The 13,791-nt window shown below is 69.1% G+C and carries 16 protein-coding genes; 5 read left to right on the forward strand and 11 right to left on the reverse strand.

What is annotated here, in order from left to right; translation table 11 throughout:
• Nucleotides 1-59: 59 nt before the first annotated feature.
• From AC1DF3_RS01065 to mltG, 4 genes are read right to left on the reverse strand one after another with little or no spacing between them, the layout of a single operon-like run.
• Complete coding sequence (locus AC1DF3_RS01065; protein WP_286528963.1) at nucleotides 60-434, reverse strand: PilZ domain-containing protein; 375 nt, start codon at nucleotides 432-434, stop codon at nucleotides 60-62.
• Nucleotides 431-1,450, reverse strand: coding sequence for a DNA polymerase III subunit delta' (locus AC1DF3_RS01070; RefSeq protein ID WP_286531871.1), 1,020 nt, complete (start codon nucleotides 1,448-1,450; stop codon nucleotides 431-433). Before AC1DF3_RS01070 ends, AC1DF3_RS01065 begins: the two co-directional genes overlap by 4 nt.
• The gene (tmk, locus tag AC1DF3_RS01075) at nucleotides 1,447-2,094 is read right to left on the reverse strand and encodes a dTMP kinase (protein WP_478138595.1); all 648 of its coding nucleotides are present in this window, start codon (nucleotides 2,092-2,094) and stop codon (nucleotides 1,447-1,449) included. The genes AC1DF3_RS01070 and tmk overlap by 4 nt, the downstream gene beginning before the upstream one ends.
• A complete protein-coding gene (gene mltG / locus AC1DF3_RS01080) occupies nucleotides 2,091-3,116 on the reverse strand; it encodes an endolytic transglycosylase MltG (protein WP_286528958.1) in 1,026 nt (341 codons plus the stop codon). Before mltG ends, tmk begins: the two co-directional genes overlap by 4 nt.
• A gap of 93 nt (nucleotides 3,117-3,209) precedes the next feature.
• Here mltG and ygfZ point away from each other — a divergent pair, with 93 nt between their 5' ends.
• From ygfZ to AC1DF3_RS01105, 5 genes are all read left to right on the forward strand, one after another.
• Nucleotides 3,210-4,133 (forward strand): CAF17-like 4Fe-4S cluster assembly/insertion protein YgfZ, encoded by a 924-nt coding sequence (gene ygfZ, locus AC1DF3_RS01085; protein WP_286531873.1) that lies wholly within the window; start codon nucleotides 3,210-3,212, stop codon nucleotides 4,131-4,133.
• A 1-nt stretch (nucleotide 4,134) separates the two neighbouring features.
• On the forward strand, nucleotides 4,135-4,650 hold the full coding sequence (locus tag AC1DF3_RS01090; RefSeq protein WP_478138596.1) for a DUF1697 domain-containing protein: 516 nt from the start codon (nucleotides 4,135-4,137) through the stop codon (nucleotides 4,648-4,650).
• A gap of 81 nt (nucleotides 4,651-4,731) precedes the next feature.
• A complete protein-coding gene (locus tag AC1DF3_RS01095) occupies nucleotides 4,732-4,995 on the forward strand; it encodes a type II toxin-antitoxin system Phd/YefM family antitoxin (protein ID WP_286531875.1) in 264 nt (87 codons plus the stop codon).
• Between the two features lie 8 nt (nucleotides 4,996-5,003).
• Nucleotides 5,004-5,333, forward strand: a complete 330-nt coding sequence (locus tag AC1DF3_RS01100; protein WP_478138597.1) for a CcdB family protein — start codon at nucleotides 5,004-5,006, stop codon at nucleotides 5,331-5,333.
• Between the two features lie 62 nt (nucleotides 5,334-5,395).
• Nucleotides 5,396-6,157 (forward strand): competence protein CoiA, encoded by a 762-nt coding sequence (locus AC1DF3_RS01105; protein ID WP_478138598.1) that lies wholly within the window; start codon nucleotides 5,396-5,398, stop codon nucleotides 6,155-6,157.
• 14 nt (nucleotides 6,158-6,171) lie between these two features.
• On the opposite strand, the gene AC1DF3_RS01110 is transcribed toward AC1DF3_RS01105, so the two are convergent.
• From AC1DF3_RS01110 to AC1DF3_RS01140, 7 genes are all read right to left on the reverse strand, one after another.
• A complete protein-coding gene (locus tag AC1DF3_RS01110; RefSeq protein ID WP_286528952.1) occupies nucleotides 6,172-6,387 on the reverse strand; it encodes a YbdD/YjiX family protein in 216 nt (71 codons plus the stop codon).
• On the reverse strand, nucleotides 6,384-8,441 hold the full coding sequence (locus AC1DF3_RS01115; RefSeq protein WP_478138599.1) for a carbon starvation CstA family protein: 2,058 nt from the start codon (nucleotides 8,439-8,441) through the stop codon (nucleotides 6,384-6,386). Before AC1DF3_RS01115 ends, AC1DF3_RS01110 begins: the two co-directional genes overlap by 4 nt.
• A 112-nt stretch (nucleotides 8,442-8,553) precedes the next feature.
• Nucleotides 8,554-9,189, reverse strand: a complete 636-nt coding sequence (locus AC1DF3_RS01120) for a response regulator (protein WP_478138600.1) — start codon at nucleotides 9,187-9,189, stop codon at nucleotides 8,554-8,556.
• Nucleotides 9,186-10,547 (reverse strand): cache domain-containing protein, encoded by a 1,362-nt coding sequence (locus AC1DF3_RS01125; RefSeq protein WP_478138601.1) that lies wholly within the window; start codon nucleotides 10,545-10,547, stop codon nucleotides 9,186-9,188. The genes AC1DF3_RS01120 and AC1DF3_RS01125 overlap by 4 nt, the downstream gene beginning before the upstream one ends.
• Nucleotides 10,548-11,083: 536 nt before the next feature.
• Nucleotides 11,084-11,815 (reverse strand): alpha/beta fold hydrolase, encoded by a 732-nt coding sequence (locus AC1DF3_RS01130; protein WP_286531880.1) that lies wholly within the window; start codon nucleotides 11,813-11,815, stop codon nucleotides 11,084-11,086.
• 85 nt (nucleotides 11,816-11,900) lie between these two features.
• Nucleotides 11,901-12,770 (reverse strand): YbgC/FadM family acyl-CoA thioesterase, encoded by an 870-nt coding sequence (locus AC1DF3_RS01135; RefSeq protein ID WP_286531881.1) that lies wholly within the window; start codon nucleotides 12,768-12,770, stop codon nucleotides 11,901-11,903.
• Between the two features lie 5 nt (nucleotides 12,771-12,775).
• Nucleotides 12,776-13,711 carry an alpha/beta hydrolase gene (locus tag AC1DF3_RS01140; protein ID WP_478138602.1) on the reverse strand — a complete coding sequence of 312 codons (936 nt, stop codon included), beginning with the start codon at nucleotides 13,709-13,711 and terminating at the stop codon, nucleotides 12,776-12,778.
• Between the last annotated feature and the right edge of the window lie 80 nt (nucleotides 13,712-13,791).

A 13,791-nucleotide genomic window follows, 5' to 3' on the forward strand; every position in this document is an offset into this window, starting at 1 on the left:
AACGTCGTCGGAACGGCGCGGCCGCCGCGGCAAGCGGCTGCGCGCCCTGGGAGCGGAATTCAGATTGTTTGGGTCGGGCGGTCGGAGGCCAGAGTGGCGCCCAAAGCCTCTTCGATGCGCGCCTTGAGCTGGCGCGACTTGTCGTCGGAAGGAAAACGGATGCCGACCCCGGGCGCCCGGTTGCCGGCGGCGCGGGCCGGCGTGATCCAGGCGACCTTGCCGGCGACCGGATAGCGCTGCGGGTCGTCGGGCAGGGTCAGCAGCACGTAGACGTCGTCGCCCAGCCGGTACTCGCGCGCGGTCGGGATGAAGATCCCGCCTTCGGCGAACAGCGGGATGTACGCCGCGTAGAGCGCGCCCTTTTCCTTGATCGCCAACTGGATGACGCTGGGCCGGACGGGCGCGGAGGGGGTGGGGGCGACAGGTGTGTTCATGGGCGGCGGCGTGCCGAGTTTAGGGTGGTTCGCGCCTCGCTCACAAGCGCTTCGAGCATCAGGCCCGCATTGAACGGGTGTTCTGCGGTTTTTGCCGCACTGGCGAGCGACCGCGACCAGCGAGCCAATGCAGCCCGCGGCGGCGCCGGCGGCAGGTCGGCGGGCTCGAAGAAGCGTGGCAGCGCGCCGCAATCGACTGCCATCAGGTCGTGGCAGAGCTTCTGCAGCGCACCGATGGCCTGGGCCGGCGCATGGTCGGACAGTGCCCCGACCTCGCCGCGCGACATTGCCTTGGGCAGCAGCGACCAGGCCTTGGGCGATTGGCCCTGGCTGGCCAGCCGCAAGGCGTCGCTGGGCCGGCCGCCGGCCGCGCGCAGCAGGCCGGGCGCGTCGGCCGCGGGCACGCCCTGCCCGACCAGCCAGTCCTGCGCCTGGCCGCTGTCGGGCCAAGGCAGCGTGAAGCCCAGGCAACGGCTGCGGATGGTGGGCAGCAGCTGCCAGGCGGCTTCGCTGGCCAGCACGAAACGGACCTCGCCCACCGGCTCCTCGAGCGTCTTGAGCAGGGCGTTGGCCGTGATGTTGTTCATGCGCTCGGCCGGGTAGACCAGCACCGCTTTGCCGCGGCCGCGGGCGCTGGTGCGCTGGGCGAAGCCGATGGCGTCGCGCATCGCCTCGACCCGGATCTCGCGGCTGGGCTTGCGCTTCTTGTCGTCGATGTCGGCCTGCGATTTTTCATCCAGCGGCCAGCCCAGCGCCTGCATCGCGACCTCGGGCATCAGCACGCAGAGGTCGGCGTGGGTGCGCACCTGGATCGCGTGGCAGCTCGGGCAATGGCCGCAGGCGCCCTGCGCCTTGGCTTCCTCGGGCTGCTCGCAGAGCCAGGCGGCCGCCAGCGCCAGCCCGAGCTCGTACTGGCCCAGGCCCGAGGGGCCCTGGAGCAGCCAGGCATGGCCGCGCTGGCGCAGCAGTTCGACCAGCGGCTGGCGCAGCCAGGGCGGCAGCGAATCGGCGGTCATGCGCTGGCTCCCGAATCGGCCGGAACCAGCCCGCGCTGGCCCAGCACGGCCTCGACCTGCTGCCAGACCTGCTCGCGCGAGCGGCTGGCGTCGATGCGGGCGAAGCGCGGGGCCGCCGCGGCGCGCGCCGCGTAGCCGGCCGCCACCCGGCGAAAGAACTCGACCGGTTGCGATTCGAACTTGTCCGGCAGCCGGGCCCCGGCCAGGCGCTCGGCCGCGGTCTCGGGCGGCAGGTCGAACCACAGGGTGATGTCGGGCTGCAGCAGGGCCTGCGGTGCCGCCTGCACCCAGGCTTCGAGCGTCGACAGCACGGCCGGATCGAAACCGCGGCCGGCGCCCTGGTAGGCGAAGGTGGCGTCGGTGAAACGGTCGCAGAGCACCACGTCGCCGCGTGCCAGCGCCGGATCGATCACCCGCACCACGTGGTCGCGGCGGGCGGCGAAGACCAGCAGCGACTCGGTCAGCGGGTCCATCGGCTGTTCGAGGATCATCGTGCGCAGGCTCTCGGCCAGCGGCGTGCCGCCGGGCTCGCGGGTGCGCGTGACCGCGCGGCCCTGGGCCTTGAACAACGCCTCGAGCGCATCGATGTGGCTCGACTTGCCGGCGCCGTCGATGCCCTCGAGGGTCAGGAAAAGCCCTTTCATTGCCCGCTCCGCTGGTTGGGGTCGGTGTTGCCGCCGCGCTGGTAGCGGTTCACTGCCCGGTTGTGGTCGTCCAGCGAACTGCTGAACTGGCTGGTGCCGTCGCCTCGGGAAACGAAATAGAGCGACTTGCTTTGTGCCGGCTGCACCGCCGCCAGCAAGGCCGCCTTGCCGGGCATCGCGATCGGCGTCGGCGGCAGCCCGTTGCGGGTGTAGGTGTTCCACGGCGTGTCGGCCTGGAGATCGCGCTTGCGCAGGTTGCCGTCAAAACGCGTGCCGAGCCCGTAGATCACGGTCGGGTCGGTCTGCAAGGGCATGCCCAGACGCAGGCGGTTGGTGAAGACGGCGGCGATCTCGGCCCGGTCCTGCGCCTTGCCTGTCTCCTTTTCGACAATGCTGGCCAGAATCAGCGCCTCATCGGGCGTTTTCAGGGGCAGGTCGGAGGCCCGGGCGGCCCAGGCGGCGTCCAGCTTCTTGTCCATGGCGCGCATCGCGCGCTGCAGCAGGGCGATATCGGTCGAGCCCTTGGAGTAGGTGTAGGTGTCGGGAAAGAAGCGCCCTTCGGGATGCACGCCAGGCCGTCCGACCAGCGCCATGATTTCCTCGTCGCTGCGCCCGGCGGTCTCGGGCTTGAGCTGCTCGGCCTTGGCCAGCGCCGCGCGCACCTGGCGGAAGTTCCAGCCTTCGACCAGCACCAGGCTGCGGGTGGCTTCCTCGCCGCGCACAAGGATGTTGAGCAGCAGGCGCGGCGTCACGCCGCGGTCGAGCTCGTAGCTGCCGGCGCGCATCTGGCGGTCCTGGCCGGAGAAGCGAAACCACAGGTAGAGCAATTGCGGCGGCACGTCGACGCCGGCATCGGCCACTGCCTGCGCGATGCCGCGCGGCGTGGTGCCGGGCTCGACGGACAGGTCGACGTTGGGGGCCGGCAGCTTGAGGGGCTGGTTGACCCACCAGAGCCCGGCTGCCCCGGCGCCGAGCACGATCAGGGCAGCCAGCAGGAAAAGTGTGAGGAAGAAGCGACGCACGGGTTCCGGGAAGGGAGGCGGACGGATGACGGTAGCAAGAACGGCTAAGCCCTGTGGGCCGAACGGAACGCAGACGCCCATGATAATTCAGCGATGACCTCTGTCGTTCCGAATGGCGTCACCGCCCTCCCCCACCTCGGCGTGATCCGTGCCGAGGGCCCCGATGCAGCGAGCTTCCTGCATGGCCAGCTGACCCAGGATTTCGTCTTGCTCGATGCCTCCGAGGCGCGGCTGGCGGCGCTTTGCACGGCCAAGGGCCGCGCGATCGCGAGCTTCGTCGGCATCCGGCCCGAACCCGATCGCATCCTGCTGGTCTGCAGCAGCGACATCCTGGCCGCGACGCTCAAGCGCCTGTCAATGTACGTGCTGCGGTCCAAGGCCAAGCTCAGCGACGCCAGCGCCGATTTCTCGCTTTACGGGTTGACCGGCACCGCCCTGGCCGCCAATGGGGTCGATGCCGGGGCGCTCCCGGGGCGCGCCAGCACGGTCGGCGCGGCGCACGTGGTGTCGCTCTACCCGTCCGACGGCGTGCCTCGCGCCCTGTGGATCGCACCGGCCGCCAGCCCCGCGCCCCAGGGCGCCGAACTCGATCCGGCGATCTGGGAATGGAGCGAGGTGCGCAGCGGCATCGTGACCCTGACCAGCCCGGTGGTCGAGGCCTTCGTGCCGCAGATGATCAACTACGAGTCGGTCGGCGGCGTGAACTTCAAGAAGGGCTGCTACCCGGGCCAGGAGATCGTGGCCCGCAGCCAGTTCCGCGGCACCCTGAAGCGCCGGACCTACCTGGTGCAGGCCGACGGCGAGGTGGCGGCCGGCCAGGAAGTCTTCGCTGTCAACGATCCGGCGCAGCCGGTCGGCACCGTGGCGCAGGCCGCGCCGGCGCCGGGTGGCGGCTGGGCGGCCTTGATCTCCATCCAGATCGCGGCGATCGATGCCGGCGGGCTGCATGCGCGGGCGGTCGATGGGCCGGCGCTGACGGTGGAGCCATTGCCCTACCCGCTGCTCGAAGACATCTGAAGTGCCGCGCTACGTCGCCTTTCTTCGTGGCGTCAGTCCGATGAACGCCAAGATGCCGGAGCTCAAGCGCTGCTTCGAAAGCGCAGGCTTCACGGAGGTGAAGACCCTGCTGTCGAGCGGCAACGTGGCGTTCGATGCGCGTGCCGCGGCGCGGACGACGCTCGAACGCAAGGCCGAGGCGGCCATGGAAGCGGCGCTCGGACGGCGCTTTCTCACCATCGTGCGTTCGTCCGACGCCCTGCGCGACCTGCTGGCAGCCGACCCCTGTGCGGCGCACGAACTGCCCGCCGGCGCGAAGCGGGTCGTGACCTTCCTGCGCGAACCGCGAGCCACCCGGCTGGCGCTGCCGATCGAGTTCGAAGCGGCGCGGATTCTGGCGATGGACGAGATGCAGGTGTTCTCGGCTTATGTCCCGGGGCCGCGCGGGCCGGTGTTCATGACGCTGATCGAGAAGACCTTCGGGACGGAGTTGACGACGCGGACTTGGGAGACGGTGAAGAAGTGCGCGGCGGCATGAGCCCGCGAGGCCCGGGATTTTTGTGCAAGCACCGAGAGTCATCGCATAAACTGTTCAGGTTAGCTACTCCCGAAGCAGATCATGATGCAAGTATCGTCGGTGGAGGCTCAGAACCGTTTCGGGCAACTGCTCGACAAGGCCCAGCGCGAGCCGATCATCATTACCCGCCACGGGCGCCCTGCGGCCTATCTGATTTCTCCGCAGGACATGGAAGCGCTTCAACGAGCGCAAGCCGCCCTTCGCGAAGTTCCAAGCAAACCGGAATGGGCCGCCGTCTGCGCGGAGGCATGGAACAGGGTGGACGAGGAACTGGGGTCTTTCGCCGACGAGCATTCCACGCTGTAGGCGAAGACGTGCCGCAGTTCGACATCCATCGCAACAAGGGCAGGCAGAGCGGCAGCATCCCCTTTGTCGTGGTGGTTCAGTCGGCCCAGTTCGACCGTTACCGCCGTCGTGTCGTGGTCCCACTGGTCCTGCGCACCGCGTTGCCCGCGGGAGCGCAGGTGGCTGGCACCCGCATGAACCCGATCTTCGTGCTCGATGGCTCGGATCTCGTGCTGCATCCGCTGGACACGGTTTCAGTGGCCATCGATGAACTGGGCCCTCGCGTCGGGTCGCTGGCCGCACATGGCCAGCAGATCACTGACGCCATGGACGAGTTGCTGACCCGGTCGTGGGGATGAAGCGCTCGGGAGCGGGATGATCGGATGGGGTCGTCGCGAACGTTGCCGGAGTCCTGAACACCATGCTCACCGCCCTGCGCACCTCGGACAACGAAAAAGTCCTTGCGCGGTCCAGCGCGAAGCCCGACGCGCCGTTCATGTGTCCGGCATGCCGCTGCGAAGTCGTGCTGCACAAGGGCCTGATGCGCATCCCTCACTTCGCCCACAAGGCCCGTGTCGCATGCCGGCTCGGCGCAGGCGAAACCGAAGACCATCTGCTGACCAAGCTGAGCCTCTTCGACGCCTTGCGGCAGGAAGCCAACGTGCAGGACGTGGAGCTCGAGAAGAGCTTCGGGACATCCGTCGCCGATGTCTTCGCGATCATCTCCGGCGTGCCTGTGGCGATAGAGGTTCAGCGCAGCGCGCTGGCGATCGGCGAGATCACCGCCCGGACCGCCGAGTACCACCGGCTCGGCATCGCAGTCCTCTGGATCGGCATCCCGAACGGCGACCTGGGTCTGTCGAGATACAGCCTGGCCGCCTGGGAGCGCTGGTGCCACGCAGCGTATTTCGGACGCGTCTACTACTGGGCGGGTGGGCAGACCTTGCGGCCGATTCACTTTGCGCCGCTGTCGATCCGTGTGGAAGAAAGCACTTGGCGCAAGCATGGTCACGTCCACTCGGCCGGCGGCTACGACAAGCGTTCAAGACGCTGGCGGAAACCTCAGCCCGGCGAGCCGGTCCTGGTGTCGAATGGATTTCGAAGGACCTGTCGACCGGCATGGGCCGGCACCTCGGTGCGAATCCCGGAATTCATCGACGCGCAAGCGAAGTGGTGGGAATGAAGCGCGGCGCCCGCTCAGCAGCACCGCCCCTTCCCTCCCCCATACCGCGCCTCCAGCCGCTCCCTGAAAAACGCCTCGTAGCTCATTGCCTCCTGCCCCGGGTGCGTGCGCGCCATGTGGCTCAGGTAGGTGTCGTAGTCCGGCATGCCCACCATCAGCCGCAGCGACTGCGCCAGCGAGCGGGTCAGGTAGCGCCCGGTCTCGGCCAGGCTGGCGCCGGAATTCCTCATGCCGCGGCCATCGGTTCGAACGGCGTCTCGCGCGCGGTCGGATGGTTGGCCCGGCGCGCGGCCAGGCAGGTGCGCACACTGTAGACCAGCACGCTCAGGACCACGAAGATGAACAGCGCGCACAGGCCGGCATCCAGGCGGTCGTTGAAGACGATCCGCGCCATCGCCTCGGGGGTCTTCGCCGGCGCGATCAGCACGCCCTGTGCCAGGCCGTCGGCGTATTTCGCGGCGTGCGACAGGAAGCCCACCTTCGGGTCGGCCGAGAAGATCTTCTGCCAGCCCGCGGTCAGCGTGCAGATCAGCAGCCAGGCCGCCGGCGCCGCCGCCACCCAGGCGTAGCGCTCGCGCTTCATGCGGAACAGCACGACCACGCCGAGCATCAGCGCCACCGCGGCCAGCATCTGGTTGGAGATGCCGAAGAGCGGCCACAGCGTGTTGATGCCACCCAGCGGATCGACCACGCCCTGGTACAGGAAATAGCCCCAGGCCGCGACGCAGAGGAAGGTCGCGATCAGGTTGGCCGGCAGCGAGTCGGTGCGCTTGAGGGCCGGCACGAAGCTGCCCAGCAAGTCCTGCAGCATGAAGCGGCCGGCCCGGGTGCCGGCGTCCACGGCGGTCAGGATGAACAGGGCCTCGAACAGGATCGCGAAGTGGTACCAGAAAGCCATCATGGCCTGGCCGCCGATCACCTGGTGCAGGATGTGCGCCATGCCGACGGCCAGGGTCGGGGCGCCGCCGGCGCGCCCGAGGATGGTGGTCTCGCCGACGTCCTTGGCGGTCTGCAGCAGCATCTCGGGAGTGACTGCGAAGCCCCAGCCGGAGATGGTCTGCGCCACCGCCTCGGGGGTGCTGCCGACCAGCGCGGCCGGGCTGTTCATCGCGAAGTAGACGCCCGGGTCGATGCAGGCCGCGGCCACCAGCGCCATCACGGCGACGAAGGATTCGGCCAGCATGCCGCCGTAGCCGATGAAGCGCGCGTTCAGTTCGTTGTCGAGCATCTTCGGCGTCGTGCCCGAGGAGATCAGCGCATGGAAGCCCGACACCGCGCCGCAGGCGATGGTGATGAACAGGAACGGGAACAGGTTGCCCGACCAGACCGGGCCGTTGCCTTGGGCGAACTGGGTCACCGCCGGCATCTGCAGGGTCGGCGCGACGAACACGATGCCGATCGCCAGCGCGATGATGGTGCCGATCTTCAGGAAGGTCGACAGGTAGTCGCGTGGTGCCAGCAGCAGCCACACCGGCAGGCTGGCGGCGATGAAGCCGTAGCCGATCAGCATCCAGGTCAGGGCCTTGCCGTCGAAGGTGAACATCGGGCCCCAGACCGGGCTCTGGCTCACCGCCTGGCCGCCGAAGATCGCCGCCATCAGCAGCACGAAGCCGATCACCGAGATCTCGCCGATGCGGCCCGGGCGGATGTAGCGCAGGTAGACGCCCATGAACAGCGCCACCGGGATGGTCGCCGCCACCGTGAAAGTGCCCCAGGGCGATTCGGCCAGCGCCTTGACCACGATCAGCGCCAGCACCGCGAGGATGATGATCATGATCATGAAGGTGCCGAACAGCGCGATCATGCCGGGCACGGTGCCCATCTCCTGCTTGATCAGGTCGCCCAGCGAACGACCGTCGCGCCGGGTCGAGATGAACAGCACGATGAAGTCCTGCACTGCGCCCGCGAACACCACGCCGGCCAGGATCCACAGCAGCCCCGGCAGGTAGCCCATCTGCGCCGCGAGCACCGGGCCGACCAGCGGGCCGGCACCGGCGATGGCCGCGAAGTGGTGGCCGAACAGCACGTTCTTGTCGGTCGGCACGTAGTCCAGGCCGTCGTTGTACTTGTGTGCCGGCGTCTTGCGGTTGCCGTCGAGCCCGAGCACGCGGGTGGCGATGAACAGGCTGTAGTAGCGGTAGGCGATCAGGTAGGTGCAGATCGCGGCGACCACGATCCAGAGCGCGTTGATGGACTCCCCGCGCGAAAGGGCCACGGTGCCGAGCGCGAAGGCGCCGACCACGGCCACGACGAGCCACACCAGGTGGCGGCGGATGCTGTGCATTGGAATGTCTCCGGAAGATGAACCCCCGGAAGTGTGGCGAGCCTGGCCCGCGGCGGCATCGGTTGCACTGCGCGAATCGATCGCGTGGCATCACCTAAGGGATAACCCTGAATCAGCTGTTCTTGAACTCGCGCGCGTGCTCGACCGCGTACTTGATCAGCGCCGACTGGCCCTCGAGCCCGAGCCGCCGCTTGATGCTCTGGCGGTGGGCCTCGACCGTGCGCACGCTCAAGCCCAGGTCGCGCGCAATCTGCTTGCTCGAGTCGCCATGGCCCAGCGCCGTCAGGATCTCGCTCTCGCGCGGCGTCAGCAGCGGCCGCGGCTGCTGGGACGCGAACAGCCGATGCGACACGGCCGCGCTCAGGAAGGTTCCGCCGGCCGCCACCGCCTCGATCGCGGCGACGATCTCCGCCGCCGGCGCATCCTTGAGCACATAGCCGCGGGCGCCTGCCTGCAGCGCCTGCTGCACGTATTCCGGGTTGTCGTACATGCTGAGCATCAGCACCCGCACGTCAGGCTGACGATCTTGCAAGAGCGATGTCAGCTCGATGCCGCTCATCCCCTTCATGCCGACGTCGGCCAGCACCAGGTCCGGCCGCGCCTGGGCGATGCCTTCGAGCGCCTCGGCGGCGCTGCCGGCCTCGCCGACGATCTCGAGGGTCGGCAAGGGCCCGAGGCGGGCTCGCAGCCCGTCGCGCACCAGGGGATGGTCGTCGACCAGGAACAGCCGGATCACAGCGGTTGTCATGCGCTGTCTTCCCCGTCGACCGGCACCTCGGCCAGGATCGAGGTGCCGTCCGCATCGGAGCGCACGCCGAGCGAGCCGCCGATCGCCGCCACCCGTTCGCGCATGTTGCGCAGGCCGATGCCGCGCTTCGGATCGAGTTCGAGCGCGGCGGGGTCGAAGCCGGTGCCGTCGTCGCCGATTTCCAGCTGCACCGCCCTGCCCTCGAAGGCCAGCACGATGCGCACCTGTCGCGCCCGCGCATGCTTGCGCACGTTGGTCAGCGCCTCCTGCGCGACGCGGAACAGCGCGGTCTTCACTTCCTGGGGCAGCTCGCGCGGGCGGCCCTGCACGGTGACCGACGCGGCGACGCCGCCCTCCTCGCCGAACTCCGCGCCCAGCCGCTCCAGTGCCGCGGGCAGCCCCAGCGTATCGAGCAGGGCCGGACGCAGCCGGTGCGAGATGCGGCGCACCTCCACCAGCGATTCATTGAGCCGCTGCAGCGCCTTGCCGAGTGCCGGAGGCACCTGCTCGCGCGCCCGTTCGAGGGCGTCGACCGCCGACTCGATCATCAGCTTGGCCGACACCAGCGTCTGGCTGGTGCCGTCGTGCAGCTCGCGCGCCAGGTGGGCCCGCTCGTCTTCCTGCGACTGCACGACCTGGCGTGCCAGCAGCCGCAGCCGGGCCTCGGCGATGCGGTGCTCGCTCAGGTTCAGCAGCAGCCCGGTGGCGCTGACCACGGCCAGGCAGAGCGCGGCGATGCCGGCGATCCAGAGCATGGTGGTCGTGACGTTGGTGTTCATCTGGCGGTCGAGCGTCTGCATCGCGGACTCGATGTCGTCGAGGTAGAGCCCGGTGCCGACCATCCAGTTCCAGCGCGGCAAGGCCGTGACATAGCCGAGCTTGGGCGCCAGCTGCGCGCTCGAGGGCTTGCGCCACTGGTACTCGACATAGCCGCCGCCCTCGCGGGCGCGCGCGATCAGGTCCTGGATCGTGGGCCGGCCCTGCGAATCGCGCAGGTCCCACAGGGTCTGGCCGACCAGCTCGGGCTGGCGCGAATGCATCAGCGAGCGGCCCTGCAGGTCGTAGACGAAGAAATAGCCGTCGTTGCCGTAGTCGAGCGCGGCCAGCCGGCGCAGCGCCTCGGCGCGTGTCGCCTCGTCGTCGAGTCCGGCGTCGTAGAGCGGCTTCACCGTGCTCACCGCGAGGTCGACGTAGCTGCGCAGTTCGTTGCGCCGCTGCGTCATGTAGGTTTGCTCGATCAGCGCCCGTTCACGCTGCGCCAGGTCGCGCTCCTGGTGGCGCACCGCAAAGGCCACCAGCATCAGCGCGACCAGCAGCGGAGCCACGGCGAGCGCGACGATCTTGGTCCTCAGGTTCATGGGGCGGCAAGACTAACATTTGGTACGCGCCCTGTGCGGAGGGCGCCCGGCAAGCGGTGCGGGCCAGTCGACCCCACCGCGCCGGCCCTTCGGGCTCCCTTGCGCTGCTCGCCTTTCGCGGGGTCTCGCTCAAACTCGCTCCGCTACGCTCCACTCAAACAGTCGCGAGCCCTGATCCGCGAAAGGCTGCGCTGCTCAGCGGCGCAGAGGGGATCGCCCGTCCCGCACCGCTTGCCGGGCTCAGGGGGTGTGCAAGCGATCCCAACGTCTCCAACGCCGATGCAACCCCGACGTACCAGCGGTGGCGGGCGGCATGCCCCGGGCCGGCCGTTGAGGCACCGCCGAGCAGCGCAGCGGCAGGCGGAAAAAGGGCCGCGCGTGTTTGAGCGCAACGGAGTGGAGCGAGTTTGCGCGGACCCCGCCTGTCGCGAGCAGCGCAGGGCAGCCGCGAAGCGGCCGGTGACGTCGGCCGGCCCGGGGCATGCCGCCCGCCGCCGCCGCCCCAGCACCAACCAAAGCCAAGGCCCTTGAACAATTCAGACAGCCAGCTTCACCAACTCCGCAGCAAGCTCCTTCGGCATATCCACCATCACGTCGTGGCTGCACGGCATCTTCACCACGCGCCATCCCGCCGCCTTCTCGCAGTTGGCAGCGAAGTAGCGGAACGGACTCGGATCCCAGCCGTCGGCCAGGATGTAGAGCCGGTTCGCGATCTTGTCGCCGGCGCCGGTCAACAGCAGCGGCACCTCGAACGTGGCCAGTGCCTGTGGCCGGCACAGGCGGTCGACCCGTTCGCGGTTGGCTTGGGCGATGTTGAACATCTCTGCCGGGATCGGCTGCATCAACCCGCCGTTGTCCAATAGCGCCGTGCCGCGGAAGGCGCCGATGAATTGCGCCGCCACCTCCGGCACCAGCGCCTTCGAGAGCAGCCCGATCAGCGAATCGCCATGCGCCGGCACGAAGGCGTCGAGATAGACCAGTGAACGGATCCGGTCGCTCATCCGGTCGGCGACGCCCGTGATGACCATCCCGCCATACGAGTGGCCGACCAGGATCACGTCGCTCAGTTCTTCCCATTCGATGCAGCCGCAGACATCGCGGATGTGGGTTTCGAGCGTGACGTTCTCGGCCGATTGATGAAAGCGCTCGCCGACGCCGGTGTGGGTCGGCGTGAACACCGTGTGTCCGGCCGCCCGCAGCGCCGCCGCGGTTTCCCTGTAGCACCAGCCGCCGTGCCAGGCGCCATGAACCAGAACGAAGTTGGCCATCGATGTGTCTCCAGAAGAAGCTGAGAGGCGCACATCTTGGGCGTGCCGCCCGGCGGCTGCCATCGGGTAATCCCGGCGCGGGACCTCAGAGCTTCCGGCGCATCTCGACGTGGGCGATGCCCGCTTCCTCGAACGGCCTGCCATGCGGCACGTAGCCCAGGCGCCGGTAGAAGGACTCGGCGCTGCGCTGCGCATGCAGCATCACCTCGGTGTCGCCCCGCACCGCGGCCGCCGCCTCGAGTGCGCGCAGCACCGCCTCGCCGTGGCCGCCGCCACGCAGCGCGCGGTGCACCGCCATGCGGCCGATGCGGCCCAGCCCGGGCGCCTCGGCCACCAGCCGGCCGGTGGCGATCACCTGGCCCAGGCGGTTGCGGGCCACGGCATGCAGCGCCACCGCATCGTGCTCGTCCCACTCGAGTTCCCTCGGGATGCGCTGCTCCTCGATGAAGACGTCGCGCCGCACCTTGCCGGCGCCCTCGCCCCACTGCTCCCAGTCGCCGGTGGCCACCTCGCGCATCGGTTCGCCGGCCTCGTAGCCGGCCAGGATCTCGCGCAGCAGCGGCGGCACCGGCTTCGAGGTCTGGGTCGCCGGATCGGCGAAGACGTAGACCAGTTCGCAGCTCACCAGCAGGTCGTCGCCGCGGAACAGGCCACCGTGGAAGACGATCGAGGAATTGCCCACGCGCAGGCATTTCATGCCGACGTCGAGCACGTCGTCGGCCCGCGCCGAGGCATTGAATTCGATCGTCGCCTTGCGCACGTACAGGTCGCCCTCGAGGGCGCGCATCGCCTCTTCGTAAGGCAGGGCCATCGCGCGCCAATAGTCGGCGATCGCGGTGTCGAAGTACATCAGGTAGTGGGCGTTGAAGACGATCTTCTGCATGTCCACCTCGGCCCAGCGCACGCGCAGGCGGTGGAAGAAGCGGAAGTCGGATTTGCGGTGCAGTTCGGTCATGGCGGTCAGGGTTGCAGGGCTTGTTTCAGGGCCAGCGCCGCATCGGCGTGGGCTTGCAGGGCCTCGGGGATGGCGCGGCCCATCTTGACGAATTCATGGATCACGCCGCGATAGATTTCAAGGTCGACCGCGACGCCGGCGGCGCGCAGCTTGTCGGCATAGGCGATGCCTTCGTCGACCACCGGATCGATCTCGGCGAGGCCGATCCAGGCCGGCGCGACGCCTTCGAGGTCGTCCGCGTTCAACGGCGCGAAGCGCCAGTCGTCGCGCTCGGCGCTCGAATGCACGTAGAGGCTGAAGAACCAGCTGATCAGCGCCTCGCCGAGCAGCGGGCCCTCGGCATAGCGCCGGTGCGAGTCGGTGTCCTGGTGGGCCGCCATGCCCGGATAGAACAGCAGCTGCAGCGCGACAGGCAGCCCGGCGTCGCGCGCCAGGATCGCGCAGACCGCCGCCAGCGTGCCGCCGGCGCTGTCGCCGCCGACCGCGATCCGGCTGCCGTCCAGGCCCCATTGCGCAGCGTTGCCTGCGATGTGCGCGAGCGCGTCCCAGGCGTCGTTGGACGCGGTCGGGAAGCGGTGCGCCGGGGCCAGCCGGTAGTCGACCGAGACGACGGCGCAGCCGCTGCGCTGGCTCAGCACCCGGCACAGCGTGTCGTGGGTGGCGATGCTGCCGACCGTGAAGCCGCCGCCGTGGAAGAACAGCAGCAGCGGCAGCCGCTCGCGGGAAGGTGCGTAGAGCCGCACCGGCAGCGCATGCCCGTCGCGTGCCGGGACGCTGAAATCCTCCACCCGCGCGAGCTGCGGCTTCGGGACTTCGAGCACGCCGGCGCCTTTCTCGTAGGCGGCCTTGGCTTCATCCGGCGTCAGCAGATGCAGCGGCGGCCGTCCGGCGCGGGCCATGCGCTCGACCACGCTGGCCATCTTGGCGGTCAGCGCTGGCATGGTCGGGCTGTACCGCTGGTGACAAGCGCAAGGGTTTTTTTCGTGTCCAAGGGCGTCCGTGCTTGTTAGATTCGAAGACT

The organism is Variovorax sp. 10N432 (assembly GCF_056394465.1).